Here is a 25375-nt window from a genome sequence, read left to right as displayed (position 1 = left end):
TCGAACGCTTGCCGTACCGAAACATCGAAACACTGAATCATCGAACTACTGAAAGACTGGAGGAACTGCATCATGCGCACGAGGGATCTCGGCATCCGCATCGGGCTCGGCACACCCGGCCGCTTCAACGCGATCACGGACGTTCCGGGCGTGCGGGTCGGACATTGCACGCTGAACGTCGAGAACGGCGATGCGTCGATCCGCACCGGCGTCACCGTCATCGAGCCGCGCGCGGGCGCCGCACACGATTCGCCGTGCTTCGCGGGCGTGCACGTGCTGAACGGCAACGGCGACGCGACGGGGCTCGAATGGATCCGCGAGGCCGGCCTGCTGACCACGCCGATCGCCTATACGAACACGCACAGCGTCGGCGCGGTGCGCGATGCGCTCGTCGCGATCGAGCGCGAAGCGGCGGCCGGCCGCGTGTACTGGTGCATGCCGGTCGTGATGGAAACCTACGACGGGCTGCTGAACGACATCTGGGGCCAGCACGTGAGCGCCGCGCATGTGCAGCGCGCGCTGGCCGCCGCGCAGTCGGGGCAGGTTGCCGAAGGCGGCGTGGGCGGCGGCACGGGGATGATCTGCCACGAGTTCAAGGGCGGCATCGGCACCGCGTCGCGCGTGCTCGCGGCCGACGCGGGCGGCTGGACCGTCGGCGCGCTCGTGCAGGCGAACTACGGCGTGCGCGAGATGCTGCGCGTGGCCGGCTACCCGGTCGGCGAAGTGCTGCGGCACGTGCCTTCGCCGTTCCGCACGCCGGACGCGCAAGGGGAGGCCGGAATGGGCTCGATCGTCGTGACGATCGCGACCGACGCGCCGCTGCTGCCGCACCAGTGCACGCGTCTCGCCCAGCGCGCGAGCGTCGGGCTGGCGCGCGTCGGCGGCGGCACGGAGGATTCGAGCGGCGACATCTTCCTGGCGTTTGCAACAGGCAACGACGGCCTGCCGGCGGCGAACTACGGCAGCAAGGGCGCGCCGACCACCGGCGTGAAGATGGTCAACAACGACCATATTTCCGCGCTGTTCGTCGCGGCGGCGGAAGCGGTGGAGGAAGCGATCGTGAATGCGCTCGTCGCGGGCGGCGACGTCGAGTCGCGCGGGGCGCGGGTCGAAGGGCTCGGGCAGGCGCGCTTGCTGGATGCGTTGCGCGAGGTGGGCTGGCGGCCGGGGCGCGGCGCCTGAAACGGCATGCGCCGCTTCAATCGAAGCGGCGCGGAGAGGAGCGGCGATACGGCGATCGGCCGGGCCGCCGCTCGCCCGCGCGAGCGATGCTGCGGGCGGTGCGGGCCTGGCCGTGACGACTCGGCGTCATGCTCAGCTGCCGAAGTAGATGTTGCAGAAGCTGACGGGGCCGACACACGCGTTCGGGTCTTCCTGCTTCGATTGCGAACGATCGACCCGGCCTGCGGTCGCGACGGCTTCAGCGCGGTTCGCCGGTTGCTTTGCGGCGTCTGCCGGTGCCGGCTGTGCGTGAGCAACAGCAGCGGTGAGCGACAGGGCAACGAGGGCGAGGTGCAGCGGCTTCATTTGGGTTTCTCCTGGGTGGGTGCCAGTCTCGCTGGCAGTGAGGAAACTATAGGCTCGCACTGCTTAAAGATTAATCACCGCGGCTGTAGAGCTTATTTCCATCCGGAACAAGGATCCCGTTGCGCGCGCAACGATCGTCAATGGCGGTGCCGGTTGAACGGCGCATCCTTGTCGAGCAGCGCGCTGCGCATGAAGTGCAGGCAGCCGACGATGCGCTGCATCCGGTGCCGCTCGTCGGGCACCGCGTACCACGCCTGCAGCGTGTGCTGCGCCGCGCGGATCGCCAGGTTCACCGATTTCAGCGTGCGCGCGTGGTGGCCGGGCGTCGGGTCGTCGAAGAAGCGCGGCAACTCGTGCAGCACCGCGTCGATCGAACCGGTCCAGCGCAGTGTTTGCGGCGGTTTCGATGCGCAGAACGCGTTCAGTTCGTCGCGCAGGTCGATCACAGCGTGGCCGACCTCGAGCGTCGACAGCATCCAGCGCAGCGCGTCGCGATGCTGTCGCGTGCGCCGCACGAGCAGCGTGCGCAGTTGCGCCATCAGGTCGTGCGTGCTCGACTGGAAGCGCTGCGCGAGGCGCTCCGTCGGCCCTTCGCACGCCAGCGTGACCTGACGGCGCAGGTCGTGCGCGATGCGGCCCGTGAGCCACGGCATGTGGGTGGGGAACACGACCGCGAACACGAGCGAGCACGCGAGCATCGCGACGACGATCGCCAGGCCGTTGTTGATCAGCACCTCGGGCGTATACGCGATCGTGTTGTCGGGCCCCGCGAGCAGGCAGAAGAACACCGCGAAGCCGATCCCGTAGCCGGACAAGCCCGGCCGCATCGCGAGAAACGCGCCGAGGCCGAGCACCGGCGCGAGCGCGGCGCACAGCAGCGGGAACCCTTCGATGTTCGGATACACGTAGCACAGGAACACGTAGCCGACCGCGGTCGCGAACGCCGCGCCGACGCTCATCTGCGCGACGAACTTCGGCGCGCGCGGCGACGTCGAGCTGAGCGCGCACGCAATCGCGGTGGCGATCACGGCGAGCGGGCCGCTCGGCCATTCGGACGCGAGCCAGAACGCGCTCATCGCGCCGACGGCGACGATCGTGCGCAGGAACGCGAACCCGACGAAGAACGAATTGGTCTTCACCGCGTAGTGCGTGACCGAGCGCTCGAACGCGTGATCGTCCTGGTCGAGCGACGCATAGGTGTCGGCGTAGCCGAGATATTCGCCGATGAAGCGGTACAGCAGCTCGATCGCGGTATCGAAGTCGAGCAGGCCGCCGGCAGCGTGCGCCTCGATGGTTCGCCGCGATGCCCGCGCGGCTTTCGGCAACGCGCTGTGAAAGCGTCGCAGTTCGAGCAGTGCGCCGGTGGCCGGCGCGATGCCGCGCTGCCGCTCGTCGCGCAGTGCGGCGAAGCGCTGCGCGAGCGCGTCGACGTGCGGCGCCAGCGCATCGAGCACCGCGTCCGAGCCATTGGCGCGCAGCCGCTTGACGAGCTGGTGCAGCGCATGCAGCCGCGTGCACGCGTTCATGAACTCGCTGTTCAGCCGCGCGAGGCGGCGGCTGCGCGCGCGAATGTGCGGATCCTCGAACGACGCGAACGCACGGTTGGCCTCGAAGCCGACGATGTCGTCGACGAAATCGGCGAAGCGCCGCTCGAAATCGCCGCGGGCGACGTCGCCCGCGAGCGCGCCGGCCGTGAACGCCGCGAACGTCGCGTGGCGGGTGCCCAGCGAACGCATCAGCGCCTTCGCGGAGCTGAGCGGCAGGATCAGCGCGCTGACCGCACCCGAGCACGCGATGCCGAGCGCGACTTCCGCGGCGCGCGTGAGCGCGGACTGGAACAGCGTCTGCGGGGTCATCACGGACGGCAGGCCGATCAGCGCGGCCGTATAGCCGGCCAGCACGAAGCCGTACCAGCGGAAGTGGCGGTTGCGCACCGCGAGCGCGATACAGGTACCGATCCACAGCGTGATGCCGGCCATGTACAGCTCGGGCTGCTGCGCGAACAGCCCGCCGAGCGCGAGCGCGGCGACGAGGCCGGCCGCCGTGCCGAGCACGCGGTAGAAGCTCTTCGCGAACACCATCCCCGATAGCGGCTGCATCAGCACGAACACGGTCGTCATCGCCGTGCGCGGTTGCGACATCTCCAGGCGCATCGCGATGCCCATCGCGAGGAGCGCCGCGAACACGGTTTTCGCGAGGTGCAGCCAGATCAGCCCGTCGCTCGCGGCCCAGTCGCGCGCCGCGTCGCCGAGTGGATCGAGCCAGGTTCTCCATCGTGCCGGTTCGATGGAAGGGCGCTCGATCGCAGATGGTGGCTTCATGAAAAGAGGGGGCCGGTACGGGGCCTGGCGAGGTGCCTGGCGCGTCCGAACGGGTCCGTTCGACTGTTGAGGCGCCGATTGTAGGAGTGCGGCGCCCCCGCATTAACGCAGCTATGGGGAAACGATAGTTGCAGCCGGAGTAACAATCTGTCGCATCCCGTGGAGGAAAATAGCGGCTCCGCTACAGGTTGCTCACAGGAATGGATACCCTACAAAACATGCGGGTGTTTTCGCGCGTCGTCGAGACGGGCAGTTTCACCGCCGCCGCGCAATCGCTGAATTCGACGACGGGCGCGATGTCGCGCGCGGTGTCGGAACTCGAGGCGCGCCTGCGCACCCGTCTGATGAATCGTTCGACGCGCCGCCTCGCGCTCACGTCGGCCGGCGAAAGCTATCTGCGGCGCTGCCGCCAGATCCTCGCCGACGTCGACCGCGCGGAAGAAGAGGCGAGCTGCGCGCACGAACGGCCGGCCGGCGTACTGCGCATGCACAGTTTCGCGAGCGTCGGCCATCACTATGTGTTGCCTGCGCTGACGCGCTATCACGCGCAGTTCCCGGACGTTTCGATCGAACTGTCGCTGTCGCAGCGCATGCCCGACCTGTTCGACGGCACGAGCGACATGGCCGTCGTGACCGCGTCGTCGCTGCCCGATTCGGAACTCGTGTCGCACCTGCTCGGCTCGACCTTCAGCATCCTGTGCGCGTCGCCCGATTACGTGAAACGCCACGGAGCACCGGCCCGTCCGCAGGATCTCGCGGCGCATGCGTGCCTGACGTTGTGCACGCCAGCGTTCCCCACGCACGAATGGGTGCTCGAAGGGCCGGAAGGCGTCGAGCAGATCCACGTCGCGGGGCCGGTGCAGACCAATACGGCCGAATCGCTCGCGCTTGCCATCCGCGACGGCATCGGGATCGGCATGCTGCCGCTTTACTCGGCGATCGACGCGCTGCGCGACGGCACGCTTGTCCGCGTGTTGCCCGCGCATATCCTGCAGAAGATGAACGTGTACGCGCTGTATCCGTCGCGCCGCTTCGTCGATGCGAAGGTGCGGACCTGGGTCGAGATGCTGCGCGCCCAGGTGCCGGGGATGATCGCGCGCGACGTCGAGATGCTGAACGCGATCGATCGCGAACCGCAGGCCGCCTGAGTGGCGGGTGCGCACCGGCGCATGGCCAAGCTGCCGGCGCCTTCTCTTCAGGCCAATCGAGCGAACGCAACCGCGCCGCGCCTGCATGACATCGTTCACGCGGGCGCGGCGCTTCGTCATGCCGTTACAGCGCGGGCTTGGTCGCCACGCCCGATTCCGTCGCCGGTGCGCCGGCGTGGCCGTAGGCGGCCTGCGCGGCCTTCTGTTCCGCGAGACGCTTTTCGTGGAGTCGTTCCTGCGCCGCCATGATGTCGTCCGGATAGTTGTTGACTTCGCCGCGCGCCGGGTTGTAGCCGACCGACTCGAGATCGATCAGCTCCTGCAGCACTTGCGCACGCGTGACGGGCGACTGGGCCGACTGGGCGAAAGACAGGGCCGGTGCAACGAGCAGGACGGCAGCGGCGGCGGTAACGAAGAGCGATTTCACGAGGTTCTCCTGGGGACGGGGTGGGCGGCCGGTTCGACGCGCGATGCGTGACCCCGACCTTTGCTGGCAGTCTACGCAGCGCCCGCGCGCGTAAAAACCCCGATTCCAGGCAGGCTGCCTTCCAGATGGCACAACATTGATCGACGCCGCCCGCGGCCGGCGAACCCACGTGCGAACGCAGGTTCGTGGCCGGCGGGCGGCGACGCATCGCGCCGGTCAGAAGCGCGTGCGCATGCCGATCGTGCCGACGATCTGGTTCGCCGTGCTCGATGCGCCGCCCGAGCCGTTGATGAACGCCTGGTAGCCGCGGCCCGCTGCGTGCTGATACATCGCTTCCGCGTAGACGTCCGTGCGGCGCGACAGCTTGTAGACGGCCTGCAGGTCGACCTGGTGCCACTTCGGATCGGTGCCGTGCTTGCTGTCGGGGTTCGACACGCTGGCGTCCGTGTACACGTAGGCCGCGCCGAGGCTGACGGCCGGCGTCACCGCATAGCGCACGTTCACGTCGTAGTTGTTGAACGCGACCTGGCCGGTCGACCCGAACGAGCCCGTGTTGTCGTACTGCGAACGCGTATAGACGAAGCCGACGGTGGCCGGGCCGAACCCGTAGCTGATGCCGCCGCCGTACGAACGCATGCGGTCCGAGCCGATCGACCAGCCGCCCTGGTTCAGGCTCTTCGCTTCGGCCGCATCGGTCGCGCCGGGGCTCGCGCTCGTCGAGCCCTTCGTGCCGTTCATCTGCAGATACGCGCCGGCCAGTTTCAGCGGGCCGTTCGTGTAGCTCGCTGCGACGCTGTACGCGCGGTTCGCGCCGAAGTTCGTCGCGTTCGAGAACGCGTACATCGCGCCGACCTTGAAGCCCGCATAGGTCTCGCTCGTGTACTTGACCGCGTTGTTGATGCGCAGCGAGTGGTTCAGGTTGTCGTTGTCGAACGGGTGCGCGAAGCTCGCGTCGCCGAAATCGCCGGCCGTGGCCGACAGCGGCGCGACGAAGTCGACCATCGTGTCGTACTGGCGGCCGAGCGTCAGCGTGCCGTAGCCGTTCTGGCTCAGGCCGACGTACGCGTGGCGGCCGAACAGCTTGCCGTCCTGCCCGAGCCCGCCGTTGTTCACGTTGAAGCCGTTCTCGAGCACGAACAGCGCCTTCAGGCCGCCGCCGAGATCCTCGGTGCCGCGAAACCCGACGCGGCTGCCGTTGACGGTGCCGCTGTTCAGGCGCCACAGCGATGCACCGTTGGCGTTGTTGGTGTACACGATGCCGGCGTCGATCAGGCCGTACAGCGTGACCGAACTCTGTGCGTGAGCGAGCGGGGCGAACAGGGCGGCGACGCATGCGCCGGCGATGAGGGTTTTTTTCAAGTCAAGGCTCCTGCGTGTGGGACTGGGAACGAAAGTTCGGCGCGAGTGTAGGGGCGCATCGCGCGCGCAAGGCCGCCGGGGCGGCGAGCGGACCTTTCCGGATCCCGCAAGAGTCCTTCACAAAACTGACACGATGTGCCGCGCGCACCGAACGCCGGCGGTTTTTGCGCGATCGCGCGCGGGTGGCATTCGCGCCTCCGTGACCGGCTGTCGTGTCGTTGCAACATGCGCGGGGCGCGGCACGGCGGTTGATCGGCGTGACCGGTGCGCGGCGGATGGGGCGCTCACGCCGACGACGGGTGTCACACGCGCATCCGTGATTGACGCGGACTTTGTCGCAGGCGGCGGGTGATTCGGGCCCCGGCCATTGCTATGTATTCGCAAAATGCATCAGTCGATTCGAAAAATACGTTTGTCTCATGATGAGCGCCGGCCTACGATGCGGTCCTGACGGCGGCGCGCATATTGCGCGCCGTCTTTTCGATTCCATTCGCCGACCCCATGCGCCCCGATCTCCCGTCCGCCCCCGCATCCTCCCCGCCGGCCAGCAGCCCGTTCGCGCGCGTGGCCGTCGTCACGATCCTGACCGGCGTCGGCGCGGGCCTCGGCGGCATGCTGCTCGCGCTGCTGCTGCATGCGATCCAGCACGTCGCGTACGGCTACAGCGTCGCGCACGTGATCGGCCCCGAGAGCTTCCTCACCGGCGTGACCGGCGCCGATCCGTTGCGCCGCCTCGCGGTGCTGGTCGTCTGCGGGATCGTCGCCGGCGGCGGCTGGTGGGCGCTGTACCGGTATGGCCGGCCGCTCGTCAGCATCCGCCGCGCGGTGCGTGCAGCCGATCCGCGGATGCCGGTCGTCAGCACGACGGTTCACGCGCTGCTGCAGATCGTCACCGTCGCGCTCGGCTCGCCGCTCGGCCGCGAAGTCGCGCCGCGCGAGATCGGTTCGCTGCTTGCCGGGCGGCTTGCGCATGCCGCAGGGCTCACGCCCGACGACTGCCGGCTGATGGTCGCGTGCGGTGCCGGTGCGGGGCTCGCTGCCGTCTACAACGTGCCGCTCGGCGGCGCGATCTTCGTGCTCGAAGTGCTGCTCGGCACGTTCGAACGGCGTGCGCTGGTCGTGGCGGTCGCGACGTCGGCGATTGCGGCAGCCGTTGCGTGGATCGGCCTCGGCAACGAACACCAGTACACGGTGCCACCGTTCGTGCTGAGCACGCCGCTGGTGGCATGGTCGATCGTCTGCGGTCCGCTGTTCGGCCTTGCCGCGTACGGCTTCGTGCGGCTCACCACACGTGCCCGGGCGAACGCGCCGAAAGACGGGCGGTTGCCCGTGCTCGCGCTGATCAACTTCGCGATGATCGGCGTGCTCGCGATGGGGTTTCCGTCATTGCTCGGCAACGGCAAGGGCCCGGCGTCGCTGGGCTTCGACGGCACGTTGACGATCGGTCTCGCCGCTGTGCTGCTCGCGCTGAAGGTGCTGATCGAGGCCAGCAGCCTGCGGGCCGGTGCGGAAGGCGGCCTGCTGACACCGGGCCTCGCGAACGGTGCGCTGCTCGGCGTCGTGCTCGGCGGGTTGTGGAGCCTTGTATGGCCGGGCGCGTCGATCGGCGGCTGCGCACTGATCGGTGCGACCGCATTTCTCGCCGCGTCGATGCAGATGCCGATCACGGCGGTCGTGCTGCTGCTCGAATTCACGCGCGCGGATCACGACAGCCTCGTGCCGATGCTGCTTGCGGTGGCCGGCTCGCTCGTTGCGTACCGGTTCGCGCAGCGGCTGGTCGAGCGGCGGGCGAATCCGGTTGCAACCATGAGCACACCTGCGACCGCCGTGCGCTGACGCACACGCTTCCGTCCTTTTTAACGGCGGTGCCGATCGCACCGCCGGTCGCCGTTTTCCTCTCCCGTTTCCCCATCCGCGCCAGCACGCGATCGTAGCCGCGTGCTCCAAAGCGCGTCCGCCTGTTCTGTGCAAGAATCCGCGCGTTTCCGCGCCTCAACCAACAACGACACGCGCGGACGTCCCTATCAGGAAACGAGGAGCTCAAGTTGATACAGCGCATTTCCCAATTCTTCACGCAGGTGGTCCACCGCGTGTTGCCCGACCCGTTGATTTTCGCGATCCTGCTGACGATCGTCACGTTCGCGCTCGCGTTCGGCCTCACGCCGAACACGCCCGTCCAGCTCACGACGATGTGGGGGGCGGGTTTCTGGAACCTGCTCGCGTTCTCGATGCAAATGGTCATGATCCTCGTCACCGGCCACGCACTCGCGAGTTCGCCGCCCGTGAAGCGCGTGCTCGTCGCGCTTGCGAGCACCGCGCGCACGCCGGGGCAGGGCGTGATGCTCGTTGCATTCGTCGGCGCGCTCGCATGCGCGATCAACTGGGGCTTCGGCCTCGTGCTCGGCGCGATGCTCGCACGCGAAGTGGCGCGCCGTGTCGCCGGCAGCGATTACCGGCTGCTCGTTGCGTCCGCCTACATGGGCTTCCTGAGCTGGCACGGCGGCTTGTCGGGCTCGGTCCCGCTCGTCGCGGCCACGAAGGGCAATCCGATGGAGAAAACCATCGGGCTGATTCCCGTGTCGGAGACGATCTTCACCGGCTACAACGCGTTCATCACGATCGGCCTGATCGTGATGCTGCCGTTCCTCGCGCGCATGATGATGCCGAAGCCGGGTGACGTCGTCAGTGTCGATCCGGCGCTGCTGGCCGAGCCGCCAAGCGTCGAGCGCCAACTCGGGCCCGACGCGACGTTTGCGGAACGGCTGGAGGAAAGCCGCCTGCTGTCGGTTTTCGTCGCAGCGCTGTGCGCGGCGTTCCTCGTGCTGAAGTTCGTGCAGAAGGGCTTCGCGCTCGATATCGACACCGTGAACCTCGCGTTCCTCGCGGCCGGCATCCTGCTGCACCGTACGCCGATGGCCTATGCGCGCGCGGTGGCCGGCGCGGCGCGCGGCGCATCGGGGATCATGATTCAGTTTCCGTTTTATGCGGGCATCCAGGCGCTGATGGATCACTCGGGGCTCGCGGGCGTGATCACGAAGTGGTTCGTCGATATCGCGAACGTGCACACGTTCCCGTTGCTCGCGTTCCTGAGCTCGGCCGTGATCAATTTCGCGGTGCCGTCCGGCGGCGGCCACTGGGTCGTGCAGGGCCCGTTCGTGATGCCGGCGGCCCAGGCGCTAGGCGCGGATCTCGGCAAGGCCGCGATGGCGATTGCGTACGGCGAGGCCTGGACCAACATGGCGCAGCCGTTCTGGGCGCTGCCCGCGCTGGCGATCGCCGGGCTCGGCGTGCGCGACATCATGGGGTATTGCGTGACGACGCTGCTGTTCTCGGGCGTCGTGTTCGTCGCGGGGATGTATCTGTTCTGACGGGGCGACGCGAGAGGCGGGCAGCGCATGCGCCCGCCTCTCGCGATCCCGAATCCGGCCTGCCGTCAGCCGAGCGACCGTGCGCCCGGCGCGGGCAAGGATATGGGCAGCGGCACTCGCGCGTCGTGCGACCGAACCAGCTGCGGCAGGGCGCCCGCGGCGTCTGCCAGGTGGCGCGTGCTACTCGAGCGTCCGGATCGAATTGCTGATCCCGCGTGCGCAGTCGATCACGGCCGGCGCGAGCTTGCGGCGCGCGTCGTCGAACGTCCAGCGGCTCGTCGGCGCCACCACGTGCACGGCCGCCACCGGCTGTCCCTGGCTGCCGAGCACGGGCGCGGCAATCGACATGTCGCCGATGAACAATTCCTCCTGGTTGGTGGCATAGCCTTCGAGCCGCGCGCTGTCGAGCAGTGCGACGAGTTCGTCGAGCGCCGTGATCGTGCGCGGCGTGTGCAGCGGACGCGCCATGCCGTCGAGACGCGCGCGCGCGTCGCCGGGCGGCAGCGCGCTCAGGAATGCACGGCCGGAACCGGTGCAATACATCGGGATGCGGCTGCCGATCGGCATGTGGATCGGCACGAACTTCGTCGACACGAAACGCGCGACGTACACCATCTCGTCCTGGTCCGGCTCGGTGAGGTTGGTGGTTTCGCCGGTCAGGTTCGTGAGTTCGGACAGGAACGGATTGGCCACGTCGATCAGCGTATCGGCCGCGAGATAGTTGAAGCCGATCCGCATCACGTGCGGCGTGAGCTGATAGCGCCGCGTCACCGGATGCTTGCGGATGTAACCGAGCTTCTCGAGCGTATAGACCATCCGCTGCGCCGAGCTTTTCGTCATGCCGGCCGCGTCGGCCACTTCCGCCAGCGTCATCGTGCGTCGCTTCGCGCTGAACGCGCGCAACACGTTCAGCCCTTTCTCCAGCGACTGGTTGAACAGCAGGTCGTTTGACGGGTCGGGCGACGTTTCCATGGGCAAGGGCCGAATCGATTCGATATCGCATCATATCGTATCGCATATCGATACGCATAAATCTTTTTGCGATATTTTTGATTCGTTTTAAGATCGGGTCATCGTCGCAGTGTCGATCCGCGACCGGCCGGCGCACCGAAGTATCCGAGAAGGAGACATCATGGTTTCGTTCATCAAGCGGTTCGGCGCACTGGCCGCCGGTTTCGCCACCTGCATCGCTTTCTCCACCGCATCGGCCGGCGCCAGCGCGGCCGAGCCCACGCTGAGGGTCGGCGCGACGGCCACCGGTGTGCCGTTCACGTTTCTCGACGTCAAGAGCAATTCGATCCAGGGGATGATGGTCGATGCGATCACCGCGGCCGGGAAGTCGGCCGGGTTTCGCGTCGACGTGCAGCAGACCGTGTTCTCGGCGCTGATCCCGTCGCTCACCACGCAGAAGATCGACATCATCTCGGCCGCGATGCTGAAAACGCCGGCGCGCCAGCAGGTCGTCGACTTCTCCGACACGGTCTATACGTTCGGCGAAGGCCTGATCGTGAAGGCGGACGACCCGGGCCGCTATACGTCGATGGACGACTTCAAGGGGCAGGTGGTCGGCGCGCAGGTCGGTACGGCGTTCGTCGACGCACTCAACAAGAAGGGCATCTTCAAGGAAGTCCGGACCTACGATTCGATCGCCGACATCATGCGCGACGTCGCGCTCGGCCGCATCAAGGCCGGCTTCGCCGACCAGCCGATCGTCGCGTATCAGATCGAACACGGCGTCAATCGCCAGGTCCGGCTCGTGCCCGAATACCAGAGCGTCGTGAAGGGGCAGGTCTGCTTCATCGTGCGCAAGGGCGACACGGCGACGCTCGAGCAACTCAACGGCGCGATCCGGAAAATGAAGGGCGACGGCACGCTGCAGCAGATCCTGCAGAAGTGGCACATGAGCTGAGCGCGCGCCCGGGATTCCCGAGCGGTATCGCCCGCGCATCGCGGGCACCCACTGCGACGTGCCGCAGGGCCGTCGCATAGGAGACCTCATGTTTTTTCAGAACGCGATCGATTTCCTGCCGATCCTGCTGAAGGGGGCGGTGGTCACGATCGAGATCACGGCATGCGCGTTCGTGCTCAGCTCGGTGCTCGGGCTGATCCTCGCATTGCTGAAGGTGTCGCCCAACTGTGCCGTGTCGACGGTCGGGAGCACGGTCGTCAACGTGATTCGCGGCCTGCCGATCATCGTGCAGCTGTTCTACATGTACTTCGTGTTGCCCGATCTCGGCATCCAGCTATCGGCATTCCAGGCCGGGGTGCTCGGTCTCGGCATCGCGTATTCGGCCTACCAGGCGGAAAACTTCCGCGCGGGCATCGAGGCGATCGACCGTGGCCAGATCGAAGCCGCGCACGCGATCGGCATGCGCGGGCCGATGATCATGCGGCGCGTGGTGCTGCCGCAGGCGTTCCGCATCGCGCTGCCGCCTTACGGCAACACGCTGGTGATGCTGCTGAAGGATTCATCGGTCGCGTCAACGATCACCGTCGCGGAGATCACGCGCGCCGGACAGCTGATCGCGTCGTCGACGTTCCAGAACATGAGCGTCTATACGCTCGTCGCGTTGCTGTATCTCGCGCTCGGCCTGCCGCTGATGTTCGGCGTGAACCGGCTCGGCAAGCGACTCTCGCTGAGGAGAAGCGCATGATCCGGATCGATGCGATACACAAGCGCTTTCAGCAACACGCCGTGCTGAAGGGCGTCAGCCTCGACGTGCAGCAAGGTGAGGTCGTGTGCCTGATCGGGCCGTCCGGCTCGGGAAAATCGACCGTGCTGCGCTGTATCAACGGCTTCGAGACTTACGACGAAGGATCGATCACGATCGACGGCGTGAAGGTCGACGCACACTCGAAACGGATCCACGAGTTGCGGATGCGGGTCGGCATGGTGTTCCAGCGCTTCAACCTGTTCTCGCATCGCACGGCGCTCGAGAACGTGATGGAAGGGCCAGTCCACGTGCGGCGCACGCCGGCCGCGCAAGCGCGCGAGCAGGCCCGCGCGCTGCTCGACAAGGTCGGGCTCGCGCACCGGATGAATGCGTACCCGTCCGAGCTGTCGGGCGGCCAGCAGCAGCGCGTCGCGATCGCACGCGCGCTCGCGATGGAGCCGCAGGCGATCCTGTTCGACGAACCGACGTCGGCGCTCGACCCCGAACTCGTCGGCGAAGTGCTCGGCGTGATGCGCGGACTCGCGCGCGACGGCATGACCATGGTGGTCGTCACTCACGAAATGGCATTCGCGCGCGAAGTGGCCGATCGCGTGTGTTTCCTGCACGACGGCACCATCTGCGAAAGCGGATCCGCGCGCGACGTGCTCACGCAGCCGAAGCATCCCCGCACGCAGGAATTCCTGCGTCGACTGCTGGCGTCGGACGACGCCGCCAACCCGGATCGAACATGAGTGCAAGGAACGCGGCACCCGGATGGCCCGACGCCCAGTGGCCGGATTCGCTGTGGGCGGCGACCGCCGCGCCGGCGCCCGATACACCCGCGCTCGACGCTTCCGCGTCGTGCGACGTGGCGATCGTCGGTGCCGGCTTTACGGGTCTGTCGACCGCGCTTCACCTGGCCGAACGCGGCGTGAACGTGCGCGTGATCGACGGCGCGCAGCCGGGCTGGGGCGCGTCCGGCCGCAACGGCGGGCAAGTGATCCCCGGCCTGAAATACGACCCCGACGAATTGATCCGCCGGTTCGGCGACGAAGCCGGCGAGCAACTTGCCGCCGTGGTCGGCGGTGCGGCCGACACGGTATTCGACCTGATCGCGCGGCACGCGATCGACTGCGATGCGCGACGCCACGGCTGGATCCAGCCGGCGCCGACTGCCGCGATGCTCGACACGGTCGCCCGGCGTGCGCAGCAATGGGCCGCGCGCGGCGCACCGGTCGAGCTGCTCGGTCGCGACGAGGTCGCGCGCCGGCTCGGCACGCATGCGTACGCGGGCGGCTGGATCGATCGCCGCGCGGGCAGCGTGCAGCCGCTCAGCTATACGCGCGGCCTCGTGCGCGCCGCGCAGGCGAGCGGGGCGATCGTGCACGGGCTGACGCGCGCCGTCGGGCTGACGCGTGCCGACGGCCGCTGGCAGGTCGCGACGGCCGGCGGCGCGACGGTATCGGCGGACCGCGTCGTGATCGCGACCAACGGGTATACGGACGGACTATGGCCGGGCTTGCGCCAGTCGGTGATCGCCGCGAACAGCTTCATCGTCGCGACGCAACCGCTCGCGCCGGAACTCGGTCGCGACATCCTCGCCGGCGGCGAGGTCGCATCGGATGCACGGCGCCTGCTGCTGTACTTCCGGCGCGATGCTGCGGGACGCCTGCTGATGGGCGGCCGCGGCCCGTTCGCGGAACCGCGTGCGACGAGCGACTGGCGACATCTCGAGCGTGCGACGACGCTGCTGTATCCGCAACTGAAGGGTGTCCGGTTCGAGTACCGCTGGGCCGGGCGCGTCGCGATCACCGCTGATTTCATGCCGCACGTGCACGAGCCCGTGCCGGGCGTGACGATCGCGCTCGGCTACAACGGGCGCGGCATCGCGATGGCGACGACGCTCGGCAAGCATCTGGCCGCGCACCTGTCGGGCGATGCGCAACTGCCGCTGCCGTTCCGGCGCACGCCGATCCGGCCCATTCCGTTTCACGGGCTGCAGCGCTTCTACATCGCGGCCGGTGTGGCCTGGTATCGGCTGCTCGACAGCCTGTCGTGACGCAGGCGAGACGCCGGTCGCCACCCGCCGGCGGATCAGGCAGAATCGGCTCCCCCCGTTTCTATCGAAGGAGTCCGCATGACCGATCCGAACGAACCACCCGGCCGCCGCGCTTACGCGAGCTTTGCGCAACGCTACGCCGACATCGCGCCGACGAAGGCGCACAACGCGCTCTACGAACGTCCGGCGACGATGGCGCTGCTCGGCGACGTCGACGGCCTCGCGGTGCTCGACGCCGGCTGCGGGCCGGGCATCTGCAGCGAACACCTCGCGCGCCAGGGCGCGACGGTGCATGCGTTCGACGTCACGCCGGAGATGGTCGCGCTGGCGAGAACGCGCTGCGAGGGCCTCGCGGTCGACATCGTGGAGGGCGATCTGGAGGGGCCGCTCACGTGGTTGCCCGACGAAGCGTTCGACAAGATCGTCTGTTCGCTCGCATTCGACTACGTGCGCGACCTTGCGTCGACGCTGCGTGAATTCCGGCGTGTCGCACGGCCGGGCGCCACGCTCGTGTTTTCGATGGCCCATCCGATGCGCGACTGGATGGACGAACGCACGCGCGGCGAGGGCACCTATTTCGATACGTCCCGCTTCGGCTGTCACTGGTCGGGTTTCGGCGAACCGAAACCCTATGTCGAAGCGTGGCGGCGGCCGCTTGCCGACATCCTGAACGCCGTGGCCGACAGCGGCTGGCGGCTCGACCGGTTCGTCGAGCCGAAGCCGCTGCCGGAGATGAAGGCCGCATCGGAGCGGCTTCATGCGGAGCTGTCGCTGGCCCCGGCGTTCCTCTGCATCCGCGCGCGCCGCTGACACGACGCGGCGCGGCGGTCATCCCGCACTCAATGCCGCACCGGCTCGTCGTTCAGCGTACCCAGGAATGCTTCGATATCCTTGATGTCCTGCGCCGTCATCGCGGGCTTGTCACCCGGCTTGCGATCGAACGGCGCATCGGTCACGTCGACGTTCGCGCGATACTTCGGCGGGATGTCGTCGTATTCGTCGACCTTGCCGTCCGCGCCGCGCGAATAGAACTTCTGCGGCGAGATGCTGCGTTCGTTGTAGAACGCCATCACCTGGTCGAGCGTGTGGAACACGCCGTTGTGGAAGAACACGTGGCGCGTCGCCGCGTTGCGCAGCGTCGGCGTCAGGAACATCCCGCAATACTGCGTCTGGTCCTTCAGGTCGTCGCGGAACGGCCCGCACACGCCGAGATCGTAGAACGCCGGGTTGCGGTTCTGCGCCAGCTCCTTGTTGCGCGGCGCGCCGAGCGCCTCGTACTGGTAGTCGGTCAACATCGGCGGCAGCCCGTCCTTGCCGGGTTTCGACAGGTGGCAGCCCGCGCAATTCGCCTTGTCCGGATCGTTGAACAGGCGCAGCCCGCGCAGTTCGGCCTGCGTGAAGCGCGCACGGCCTTCGAGCCAGCGGTCGTACTTGCTGTTGTACGGATGGAACGACGGATCTTCCACCTGGTACCGCGCGATCGCGAACATCGCCTCCGACACCGCGAGCTGCGGGCTGTCGAACACGCGCGGGCCGAACAGTTGCTCGAGCTGCGCGCGGTGCGACGACTGCTTGAGCTTGCGCGCGACGTCGTCGACGCTCGCGTTCGCCATCTCGACCGGATTCAGCAGTGGGCCGAACGCCTGTTGCTGAAGCGTATCGGCGCGGCCATCCCAGAACAACCCGCCCTGCGGCACGAGTTGCGGCGCGGCCGACGTGCCGGCCACCTTCTGCGCCTTGACGACGCCGGCCGCGGATGCAGCCTGCTGCGCGACGCTCGGCGCGGCGTCGTTTTCACCGGCATCGGGGCCGATGCTGAAGTTCGGCTGACGGTACAGGTACATCAGCGACGGCGGCGGGCGATAGCCCTGCTGCGTCATCGCGAGGCCGCCCGGCTGCACGTCGAGCGCATTCGGCGGGCCATACGCATGATCCGGGCTGTGGCACGACGCGCACGACTGCTTGCCCGACGCGGACAGCGACGGATCGGCGAACAGCGCGCGGCCGAGCTGCGCGACCGCCGACAGCGGTTGCGCGACGGGTCGCTGCAGCACGACCGGATGCGGGTTCGCGCCCGTCCAGTCGGCGACGACGGTGCCGATCGCCGCGGGCACCTGCGCGGGGAACGCGATCGCGAACGCGCCGTAGCCGAGCACGGCGGCGCCGATCACGAACGCCGCGCGGCGCAGCAGGCGGGAAGGGGCACGCGGCGCGGGTGTGCCGGCGGCATCGGGAGACGGAAACGCGGGGCGAGCTGTCATGCTGTCGGTCGAAAAACGGGCGTCGCACGAAGCGACGCGTTGAAATGGAAACGGCCGGCGCGTGCTGCGCCGGCCATGCGGTCACGACGTACCGGTCAGATCGCCGGTGCCGAGCTCAATACGGTGCCGAGCGTCGGGTCGAGGTACAGCGGCGTCGTGTTCGGCTTCGACGTGAAGTCGAACAACGCCCGCAGGTCGCCCGCCGTCGCATCGAACGAGCCGCCGCCGATGCGCTGGCCGCCGAGCCAGTTGTCCTCGATGAAGCGCACGACGGATGCCTGGTCGAGCATCGTGTGGTCGACGTAGTTCTGCTTCGCGTACGGCGAGATCACGACGAGCGGAATGCGCACGCCCGGGCCGCAGCGGCCGTTCACGGTCGCGCCGTTCACGCCGGTGGTGCCGCCGGTGCCGCACTTGCCGCTGCCGTTGACCTGGTCGACCGGGTCCGACGATGCGTGCGTCGGCGCCGTGTACACGTGGTCGTACCAGCCGTCCGAGTCGTCATACGTGACGATCACGGCCGTGTTCTGCCAGTCCGGCTGCTGCTGCAGGAAGTTGACGACCTTCGTCACGAACGCCTGCTCGTCGAGCGGATCCGAATAGCCCGCATGCCCGTCCTGCGCCGCCGGCGCCTTCAGGTAGCTGACCGACGGGAAGTTGCCGGCCTTGACGGCGGCGAAGAAGTCGTCCGTGTCGTACTGGTGGTTCGCCGGTTCGGCGGTCTTGCCGTCGGTCTGGAAGCTCGAACCGATCGCGGCGACCGAGCTCGGGCGCGTGTGCTGCGGGTTCGCGGTCGACGCGTAGTACTGGAACCAGTTGTGGTGCGGGATGTAGTCGGCCGTCGCGGCGTTCACGGCGGTGGCGACCGTGCTGCGCGCGCAGCCCGTGGTGCCGTTGCCGTTCGTCGTCGACAGGTTGAAGCCGCCCATGAAGCCGCCCCACGTGATCTTCGCGCTGTTCAGCAGGTCGCCGATGTTCTTGCCGGTCATCATCGCCTGGTCGGTCGTGCTCGAGCACACGTCGAAGCCCGGGTCGACGTCGTTGATCATCGTGAAGCCGCCCTGGCCGTCGTTGATGTAGTACGAGGTCGCGGCGAGCGTCGACGGCTGCTTCGACGTCTTGACGATCTGCATCCCGTTGGTCTGGCCCGACACGACGTTCAGCGCGCCCGGCGTCGACGGGCCGTAGACCGTCGTGAACGTGTTGTCGCTCATCGCGAAGCGCTGCGCATAGTTCCACAGGGCCGTCACGGTGTTGCCGTCGAAGTAGCCCATCACCTGGCCCTTCGTGCCGAACGCGCCGGCGCCGCCGGACGAGCCCTTGCCGGTGTATTTCGGGAACAGGTCGGCGAGGCCGTTGTCCTCGGCCTGCTGCTCGGCCGTGTACGCGTGGTTCTGGTCCGCGGTCGCGGCCTGCGTGCGGTCGAGGCGGAACGGGTTCGCCGCGTCGGTGCCGTTGGCCGTGTTCGTGAAGTTCGGGTTCGCGGTGAGCAGCGTGCCGGTCAGCCCGTTGATCGTCGGCGTGCCGGACTTGGCGGTGAACGCCGGTTCGCCCGACGGGTTCGTCGCGTTCGGGTACGTGCCGAAGTAGTGGTCGAACGAGATGTTTTCGCCGTAGATCACGACGACGTGCTTGATCGGCGTGGCGGTCTGCAGCGCATCCTGCGACGACACGGCAGGCGTCGACGTGGGATCGTCGCTGCCGCCGCAGGCGAACAGCGCCAGCGCCGCGGCTGCGCAGGCGGAGACGAGCAAGGCTTGACGGAACATCGGGAAACTCCAGGTAAGGTCTTCGATGGTGGAGAGCGGCCCCGTCGCCGTGTCGGTTCGGCGCGAAGCTCTTGAGCGAGCACGCGCATTGGAACAGTCCCGTATGAAGATATGGGGACGGAGTGGTTTCGTCGCGATTGCGCTGCGGTATCGATTTCATTACGGCGGAATGCGACGCGAAAGCGAACGGAAAGGGGCTGACCGCATGCCACGTTCGCGTCACATCTCGCGGTGCGTGGGCCGGTTGCCGCGGATGCCGCGCGGGGCGGGCGAAAGGACGTGATCGACCGGTGGGCGCACGGTGCGCTGCAGCGCCCGTTTTTTGACAATCGGATGACGTATTCCTACGATGAACGCCCTGCGGCGACGATTTCGCGTGGCCGACCGTCAGCGAGTATTCAGCGTGCCGATTCCCGTTCTGTTTGCCGTCCTGTGTGCGGCGTTCCTGCACGCGTCGTGGAATGCGCTCGTCCGCAGCAGCGGCGACCGGCTGCGGTCGGCCACGGTGCTGCAGATCGCGATCGGGCTGTTCGCGCTGCTGTTCCTGCCGGCCGCGGCGCCGATCACGCCCGCGAGCTGGGCGTGCGTCGTCGCGTCGGCCGTGCTGCACGTCGTCTATACGCTGCTGCTGGTGCGCGCATACGAGCACGGCGACCTCACCGTCGCGTATCCGGTCGCACGCGGCACCGCGCCGCTGCTCGTCACGCTCGGTGCGGCGGCGTTCGCGGGCGAGCGGCTGAACCTGGGCGCGCAGGCTGGGCTCGTGCTGATCTGCGCGGGCATCCTGGCGATCGGCCTGGAGCGCGGGCGCGGCGCGAAGCACCGGATGATGCAGGTGCTGCCAACCGCGTTCGCGACCGGCGTGTCGATCGCGGCCTACAGCGTGGTCGACGGGATCGGCGTGCGGGAAAGCGGCAATACGGTCGGCTATACCGCGTGGATGTTCGTGCTGACGGGCGCGATGATGGCGGCCTACTACCGGCTGCGGGCGGGGCCGCTGCGGCTGACGCAGGAGGCCGGGGAAACGGCGAAGGCCGCGTGCGGCGGCGTGTTCGCGGCGCTCGCGTACGGCATCGTGATCTGGGCGATGGATCGCGCGCCGATGGGGCCTGTGTCGGCGCTGCGGGAAACGAGCGTGGTGTTCGCGGCGCTGATCGCGCGGGTGTATCTCGGCGAGCGGCTGACGCCGCGCCGGGCGGCCGGTTGCGCGGTGATCGCGGCGGGGGCGTTGTTGATCAGTGCGTTTGAAGCGGTGAGATAACGGGGCCGGCCCGCCGAATCAGGCCTCGACCGGCATCGCACTCGTGCACTTGATCTCGTCGAGGCACACGCTCGAATGCACGCCGCTCACGCCGGGAATACGCATCAGCGTCTCGAGCAGGAATCGCGACAAGCCCTTCAGATCGTGCGCGACGACCTTCAGCACGTAGTCGATGTCGCCCGTCACCGAGAAGCACTCCTGGATCTGCGCGAGATCGGACACCAGTTTCTGGAACTTCGACAGGTCGCGGATATGCCCGCGCTCCATCGTCACGTGCACGAAAGCGGTCACGCCGAAACCGAGCGTGTCGGGGCACAGCCGGGTTTCATAGCGACGGATCGCACCGATTTCCTCCAGCCGCCGGTGGCGGCGCAGCGTCTGCGCGGGTGACAGGCCGACGGCCTTCGCCAGGTCGAGGTTCGACGCGCGGCCGTTCTCCTGCAGGATCGCGAGCAAGTGGCGATCGAGGCGATCCAGAACCGGTTCATGCATTTTTGTTTCCTCATCCGTCTCCCGGATGCAATCTTATCTCATAATGTAGGGTTTGCATGAACGGGTTACGAAACCCGATTTCGCCGTCGCGACGCTAAACTGACGCCGGATTTTCGTGTGCGAACGCAGCAAGGCGGGCGCGGCGACGGTCGGCGGCCGGTCTGGCGGGCACGCCGACGCGAATCGGGCGCCGCCACGCGAAGATTGCAGTCCCCAACCCGGCGGCTCCACGAACGGCCCCGGCACACCAAAACAGCGCCCGGCACACCGAGGCGCGCCGCACCCCGCTGCAGGCGGGCGCGGACAGAGTGGAGAAGACATGGTTTCTGGAAACGAGAGCGACGGCCTGAAGCGCGGGCTGAAGAACCGGCACATCCAGCTGATTGCGCTCGGCGGCGCGCTCGGCACGGGGCTGTTCCTCGGCATCGCGCAGACGATCAAGATGGCGGGCCCGTCCGTGCTGCTCGGCTACGCGGTGGCCGGCATCGTCGCGTTCTTCATCATGCGCCAGCTCGGCGAGATGGTCGTCGACGAGCCCGTCGCCGGCTCGTTCAGCTACTTCGCCAACAAGTACGTCGGCCACTTCACCGGCTTCCTGTCGGGCTGGAACTACTGGGTGCTGTACATCCTCGTCAGCATGGCCGAGCTGTCGGCCGTCGGGATCTACGTGCAGTACTGGTGGCCGGGCGTGCCGACCTGGGTGTCGGCGCTGGTCTTCTTCGTCGCGATCAACCTGCTCAACCTGGCCAGCGTGAAGTCGTACGGCGAGACGGAATTCTGGTTCTCGATCATCAAGGTCGCCGCGATCGTCGGGATGATCGGCTTCGGCGGCTGGCTGCTCGCGAGCGGCCATGCAGGGCCGGAGGCGAGTGTCCGGAACCTGTGGCAACACGGCGGCTTCTTCCCGAACGGCGTGTCGGGGCTCGTGATGTCGATGGCCGCGATCATGTTCTCGTTCGGCGGGCTGGAACTGATCGGCATCACCGCGGCCGAGGCCGACGATCCGAAGCGCAGCATTCCGCGCGCGACCAACCAGGTGATCTATCGCATCCTGATTTTCTACATCGGCGCGCTCGCGGTGCTGCTGTCGCTGTATCCGTGGGAAAAGGTCGTCACCGGCGGCAGCCCGTTCGTGCTGATCTTCCACGCGCTGAGCAGCAACCTGGTGGCCAACGTGCTGAACGTGGTCGTGCTGACGGCCGCGCTGTCGGTCTACAACAGCGGCGTGTACAGCAACAGCCGGATGCTGTTCGGCCTCGCGCAGCAGGGCAACGCGCCGAAGGTGCTGTGCTCGGTGAACAAGCGCGGCATTCCGCTCGCCGCGCTCGGCGCGTCGGCGCTCGCGACCGGCGTGTGCGTGCTGGTCAACTACTTCATGCCGGGCAAGGCGTTCGAGGTGCTGATGGGCCTCGTCGTGTCGGCGCTGATCATCAACTGGGCGATGATCACGCTGATCCACCTGAAGTTCCGCCAGGCGAAGCGCGCGGCCGGGGAGGAGACTTCCTTCCGCAGTCTGGGCTATCCTTTCACGAATTACCTGTGCCTGGCTTTCATGGCCGGCATTCTCGTCGTGATGTACCTGACGCCGGATCTCCGCCTGTCGGTGTACCTGATCCCGGTATGGCTCGCGGTGCTCGCGGTCGGGTATCGCTTCCGTCAGAAGAATGCAGGCTATGCGGTGCACGACGGCGCATCCGCACGCTGACGCAGGCCACCACCGACCATTCTTCCAAACGAGACCGATTCAAGCCATGTTCGAACACATCGACGCGTACCCGGGCGATCCGATCCTGACGCTCAACGAGAACTTCCAGAAAGATCCGCGCGACCAGAAGGTCAACCTGAGCATCGGCATCTACTTCGACGCCGAAGGCCGGATTCCGGTGATGGGCGCCGTGCGCGAAGCCGAAACCACGCTGCAGCGCGACAGCGGCGCGAAGCCGTACCTGCCGATGGTCGGCCTGGCCGCGTATCGTGACGCCGTACAGGCGCTCGTGTTCGGCGCCGATCACCCGGCCCGCGCGGCCGGGCGCATCGCGACGCTGCAGACGCTCGGCGGCTCCGGCGCACTGAAGGTCGGCGCCGATTTCCTGAAGCGCTATTTCCCGGATTCGCAGGTGTGGCTCAGCGATCCGAGCTGGGAAAACCACCGCTTCATCTTCGAGCGCGCCGGCTTCACGGTGAACACGTATCCGTACTACGACGAAGCGACGGGCGGCCTGAAGTTCGACGCGATGCTCGCGGCGATCGATGCGCTGCCCGCGCGCAGCATCGTGCTGCTGCACGCGTGCTGCCACAACCCGACCGGTGTCGACCTCGACGAAGGCCAGTGGGAGAAGCTGATCGACGTGATCGAGGCGCGCGGGCTGCTGCCGTTCGTCGACATGGCGTACCAGGGCTTCGGCGCGGGCCTCGACGCGGACGCGTTCGCGGTGCGCGAACTGGCCCGCCGTGGCGTGCCGGCGCTGGTCGCGAACTCGTTCTCGAAGAACTTCTCGCTGTACGGCGAGCGCGTGGGCGGCCTGAGCGTCGTCTGCGAGGATGCCGCCGCGGCCGAGCGCGTGCTCGGCCAGCTGGCCGGCGCGGTGCGCTCGAACTACAGCAACCCGCAAACCTACGGCGCGAAGGTCGTGGCAACCGTGCTCGGCACGCCCGCGCTGCGCAAGCAGTGGGAAGAGGAACTGGCGGCGATGTGCCGCCGCATCGCTCGGATGCGCCAGTCGATCCATGACGGCCTGCGCGACCACGTCAGCGGCGAGGCACTCACGCGCTACGTGAAGCAGCGCGGGATGTTCACGTACACGGGCCTGACCGAATCGCAGGTCGACGCGCTGCGCGAAGTGCACGGCGTGTACATCCTGCGTTCGGGCCGGATGTGCGTCGCGGGCCTGAACGACTCGAACGTCGCCATCGTCGCGGATGCCATCGGCAAGGTGCTGAAGAGCGGCGTCTGAGCGCGGCGCGCCCCGGCGCGCAACACGGCTGGCCGAACCGGCTGTCTTCGCAAGGGGGCAGCCGGTTTTTCGTCGTGCGGCCGCAAGGTGCGCCACCCGGCTGACGCGGGGCCACGCACGGCGGTACGATCACGGCATCCCACACAACTCGGAAGGAAGCACATGGGCATCCGGATCATCCAACTCGGCACGCCGCGCGCGGCCGGCGAGGGCCTGCGGATCGGCACGGTGCGGCGGCCGCCGCGCGGCGTGCCGAAGGCGGAATTCGCGTCGCGCAACTACTATGATGTATGGCTGCCGACACTGTCGCCGAGCCCGGAACTCGTCGCGCAGGCGCAGGCCGCCGCAACCGATGCCGAATGGAACGCGTTCCGGCGTCACTTCCGTGCGGAGATGGCGCACGGCGAGGCGCCGAAGGTGCTCGACCTGCTGGCGGCGCTGTCGGCGACCACGGCGTTTTCGATCGGCTGCTATTGCGACGACGAGCGCCGTTGCCACCGCAGCGTGCTGCGCGAGCTGCTCGCGGAGCGCGGCGCGACGATCGAGCCCGACGCAGGCTGAAAGCCGTTTGTAGCGGCATCGCGCAGCCGCGCCGGCACGCTGCCGCACCGTTATCGTGCGGTGCAGCGAACCGGTTGACGTGGGTCAAGCGTGCGGGCGCGCGCGCCACTATGCTCTTGTCATGGAGCCATCACGACGATGACAGGCCGACAGATGCAGATTGTTTTCCCGCCGGAGCCCCCCGAATATTGCGCACGCGACCTGGTCGTGGCGTTTTCGGCACTGGTCGACGGACGGTGCGTGCAGTGCGCGGTCACGGCCGAGGCGCTGGAGGATCATTTCGGCGCGCCGTCGCTGCTCGAACGCGACCTGCTGGCCGCATTCGACGCGCACCGGTCGGCGATCGAGGCGATGGCACGACGCATGCTCGAGGAAATCGGCGGCCGGCCGGTGCTGCTGCACAGCGGCCACTTCCGGCTCGGAGACTGATACCGCAGGAGGGCGCATGACACTGCAGGGCAACATTCACGAACGCGACTGGTCCGTCGAAGTCGAGACGCGCCCGTGCGAATCGGGCGAATTCCGCTGCCGCGTGTCGGTCGAGCACGGCACCGGCGCCGCGCGTTTTCATCATACGTTCGAGCACAGCCATGCGTATCAGACCGAACGCGAGGCGATGATCGAAGGGCTGCGGGCCGGCATGACGTGGATCGAGATGAAGACGTCGCAGACCTTCAACGTATGAACGGACCCGCGCCGGCGACGGCACGGGCAGACTATCGGCCGGGCAGCGATCGCAGAAGTCGCGCCGTGCCACGGGCAACAGGTGCCGCCGCCTTCCGGTGCGGGCGGCACATGCAAGGCGGTCGACGAGCGGGCGGCCCCGTCAGGGAGACACGACATGGGCGTGGGCATGCAGATCGCCTGCCTGGGATTCGCGGCGACCGCCGCGGTCGAAGCCGAAGCCGGCGCGCAGCTGGTGCGGCTCGAACGGTTTCGCGCGCTGATCGACGGCTGTTACCTCGCCATTGAAGCGAGTGCCGACGAGGGCGGCGTTCGCGTGTACGACGTGCGACTCGACCTCGTGACGCACGACACGGCGCGCTGGCCGCTGCCGCCGTGCGTCGGCGGCAACCTGGACGACGCGCTGCGCCGCGCGTTCATGCAGGCCGAACAGGCGCTGCTCGCGTGCCAGGCGGCCGGTGCAAGGGTGGGGCTGCGCAACGCGGCGGCCGATGGCGCGATGCGCTGATGCATCGCGCGCGGCGCCGTCA

Annotated in this window: 24 protein-coding genes; 16 read left to right on the top strand and 8 right to left on the bottom strand. The window is 67.8% G+C overall.

All coding sequences use genetic code 11. The features are described from left to right. Positions 1-72 precede the first annotated feature (72 nt). Positions 73-1182, top strand: a complete 1110-nt coding sequence (locus tag CFB47_RS25495; RefSeq protein ID WP_089462682.1) for a P1 family peptidase — start codon at positions 73-75, stop codon at positions 1180-1182. 132 nt (positions 1183-1314) lie between these two features. Here CFB47_RS25495 and CFB47_RS25490 read toward each other — a convergent pair whose 3' ends face one another. Continuing rightward, on the bottom strand, positions 1315-1527 hold the full coding sequence (locus CFB47_RS25490) for a hypothetical protein (RefSeq protein ID WP_089442544.1): 213 nt from the start codon (positions 1525-1527) through the stop codon (positions 1315-1317). Positions 1528-1664: 137 nt separating this feature from the next. Then, a complete protein-coding gene (locus tag CFB47_RS25485; RefSeq protein WP_089462681.1) occupies positions 1665-3848 on the bottom strand; it encodes an FUSC family protein in 2184 nt (727 codons plus the stop codon). 200 nt (positions 3849-4048) lie between these two features. Here CFB47_RS25485 and CFB47_RS25480 point away from each other — a divergent pair, with 200 nt between their 5' ends. Continuing rightward, positions 4049-4996 (top strand): LysR family transcriptional regulator, encoded by a 948-nt coding sequence (locus CFB47_RS25480; protein ID WP_027791525.1) that lies wholly within the window; start codon positions 4049-4051, stop codon positions 4994-4996. 124 nt (positions 4997-5120) lie between these two features. Here CFB47_RS25480 and CFB47_RS25475 read toward each other — a convergent pair whose 3' ends face one another. Both CFB47_RS25475 and CFB47_RS25470 read right to left on the bottom strand, forming a co-directional pair. Further along, positions 5121-5423: a DUF4148 domain-containing protein gene (locus CFB47_RS25475; protein WP_089462680.1), complete on the bottom strand. Its 303-nt coding sequence runs from the start codon at positions 5421-5423 to the stop codon at positions 5121-5123. 216 nt (positions 5424-5639) lie between these two features. After that, a complete protein-coding gene (locus CFB47_RS25470; RefSeq protein ID WP_089462679.1) occupies positions 5640-6782 on the bottom strand; it encodes a porin in 1143 nt (380 codons plus the stop codon). A gap of 501 nt (positions 6783-7283) precedes the next feature. On the opposite strand from CFB47_RS25470, the gene CFB47_RS25465 reads away from it, so the two are divergent. Both CFB47_RS25465 and CFB47_RS25460 read left to right on the top strand, forming a co-directional pair. Next, entirely contained in the window at positions 7284-8618 is a 1335-nt protein-coding gene (locus CFB47_RS25465; RefSeq protein ID WP_089462678.1) for a chloride channel protein, read from the top strand. A 209-nt stretch (positions 8619-8827) separates the two neighbouring features. Beyond that, positions 8828-10150, top strand: coding sequence for a TIGR00366 family protein (locus tag CFB47_RS25460; protein WP_089462677.1), 1323 nt, complete (start codon positions 8828-8830; stop codon positions 10148-10150). Positions 10151-10330: 180 nt separating this feature from the next. Here the strand turns inward: CFB47_RS25460 and CFB47_RS25455 are convergent, their stop codons facing one another. Next, positions 10331-11122, bottom strand: a complete 792-nt coding sequence (locus CFB47_RS25455) for an IclR family transcriptional regulator (protein ID WP_089462676.1) — start codon at positions 11120-11122, stop codon at positions 10331-10333. 160 nt (positions 11123-11282) lie between these two features. Between CFB47_RS25455 and CFB47_RS25450 the strand changes: the two genes are divergently transcribed. The 5 genes from CFB47_RS25450 (at position 11283) to CFB47_RS25430 (ending at position 15673) form a co-directional block, all read left to right on the top strand. Then, positions 11283-12059 carry an ABC transporter substrate-binding protein gene (locus CFB47_RS25450; protein WP_089462675.1) on the top strand — a complete coding sequence of 259 codons (777 nt, stop codon included), beginning with the start codon at positions 11283-11285 and terminating at the stop codon, positions 12057-12059. Positions 12060-12147: 88 nt separating this feature from the next. Continuing rightward, positions 12148-12804: an amino acid ABC transporter permease gene (locus CFB47_RS25445; protein ID WP_089462674.1), complete on the top strand. Its 657-nt coding sequence runs from the start codon at positions 12148-12150 to the stop codon at positions 12802-12804. Next, positions 12801-13556 (top strand): amino acid ABC transporter ATP-binding protein, encoded by a 756-nt coding sequence (locus tag CFB47_RS25440; protein WP_089442530.1) that lies wholly within the window; start codon positions 12801-12803, stop codon positions 13554-13556. Before CFB47_RS25445 ends, CFB47_RS25440 begins: the two co-directional genes overlap by 4 nt. Beyond that, positions 13553-14863, top strand: a complete 1311-nt coding sequence (locus CFB47_RS25435; RefSeq protein ID WP_089462673.1) for an FAD-binding oxidoreductase — start codon at positions 13553-13555, stop codon at positions 14861-14863. The genes CFB47_RS25440 and CFB47_RS25435 overlap by 4 nt, the downstream gene beginning before the upstream one ends. A 78-nt stretch (positions 14864-14941) precedes the next feature. Then, positions 14942-15673, top strand: coding sequence for a class I SAM-dependent methyltransferase (locus CFB47_RS25430; protein WP_089462672.1), 732 nt, complete (start codon positions 14942-14944; stop codon positions 15671-15673). 29 nt (positions 15674-15702) lie between these two features. On the opposite strand, the gene CFB47_RS25425 is transcribed toward CFB47_RS25430, so the two are convergent. Beyond that, positions 15703-17124, bottom strand: coding sequence for a cytochrome-c peroxidase (locus tag CFB47_RS25425; RefSeq protein WP_089462671.1), 1422 nt, complete (start codon positions 17122-17124; stop codon positions 15703-15705). A 95-nt stretch (positions 17125-17219) separates the two neighbouring features. Continuing rightward, positions 17220-18893, bottom strand: coding sequence for a phospholipase C (locus tag CFB47_RS25420; RefSeq protein ID WP_089462670.1), 1674 nt, complete (start codon positions 18891-18893; stop codon positions 17220-17222). A gap of 349 nt (positions 18894-19242) precedes the next feature. On the opposite strand from CFB47_RS25420, the gene CFB47_RS25415 reads away from it, so the two are divergent. Beyond that, a complete protein-coding gene (locus CFB47_RS25415; protein WP_089442525.1) occupies positions 19243-20154 on the top strand; it encodes an EamA family transporter in 912 nt (303 codons plus the stop codon). An 18-nt stretch (positions 20155-20172) separates the two neighbouring features. Here the strand turns inward: CFB47_RS25415 and CFB47_RS25410 are convergent, their stop codons facing one another. Further along, positions 20173-20646 (bottom strand): Lrp/AsnC family transcriptional regulator, encoded by a 474-nt coding sequence (locus CFB47_RS25410; RefSeq protein ID WP_039367332.1) that lies wholly within the window; start codon positions 20644-20646, stop codon positions 20173-20175. Between the two features lie 319 nt (positions 20647-20965). Between CFB47_RS25410 and CFB47_RS25405 the strand changes: the two genes are divergently transcribed. The 6 genes from CFB47_RS25405 to CFB47_RS25380 all read left to right on the top strand — a co-directional run bounded on the left by CFB47_RS25405 (position 20966) and on the right by CFB47_RS25380 (position 25353). Next, positions 20966-22351, top strand: a complete 1386-nt coding sequence (locus tag CFB47_RS25405) for an amino acid permease (protein WP_089442524.1) — start codon at positions 20966-20968, stop codon at positions 22349-22351. Positions 22352-22397: 46 nt separating this feature from the next. Next, positions 22398-23600 (top strand): amino acid aminotransferase, encoded by a 1203-nt coding sequence (locus tag CFB47_RS25400; protein WP_089462669.1) that lies wholly within the window; start codon positions 22398-22400, stop codon positions 23598-23600. A gap of 162 nt (positions 23601-23762) precedes the next feature. Next, complete coding sequence (locus CFB47_RS25395) at positions 23763-24161, top strand: DUF488 domain-containing protein (RefSeq protein WP_089462668.1); 399 nt, start codon at positions 23763-23765, stop codon at positions 24159-24161. A 138-nt stretch (positions 24162-24299) separates the two neighbouring features. Beyond that, positions 24300-24590: a DUF1488 domain-containing protein gene (locus tag CFB47_RS25390; protein WP_089427535.1), complete on the top strand. Its 291-nt coding sequence runs from the start codon at positions 24300-24302 to the stop codon at positions 24588-24590. A 16-nt stretch (positions 24591-24606) separates the two neighbouring features. Then, entirely contained in the window at positions 24607-24846 is a 240-nt protein-coding gene (locus tag CFB47_RS25385; RefSeq protein WP_089442521.1) for a UDP-glucose 4-epimerase, read from the top strand. 156 nt (positions 24847-25002) lie between these two features. Beyond that, entirely contained in the window at positions 25003-25353 is a 351-nt protein-coding gene (locus CFB47_RS25380) for a metal ABC transporter ATPase (protein ID WP_089462667.1), read from the top strand. The last annotated feature ends 22 nt before the right edge of the window (positions 25354-25375 follow it).

This window comes from Burkholderia sp. AU27893, assembly GCF_002223205.1.
Taxonomy (GTDB): Bacteria; Pseudomonadota; Gammaproteobacteria; order Burkholderiales; family Burkholderiaceae; genus Burkholderia.
Note: the sequence above shows the minus strand (reverse complement) of the source record. Positions and strands in the feature narration are given on the sequence as shown.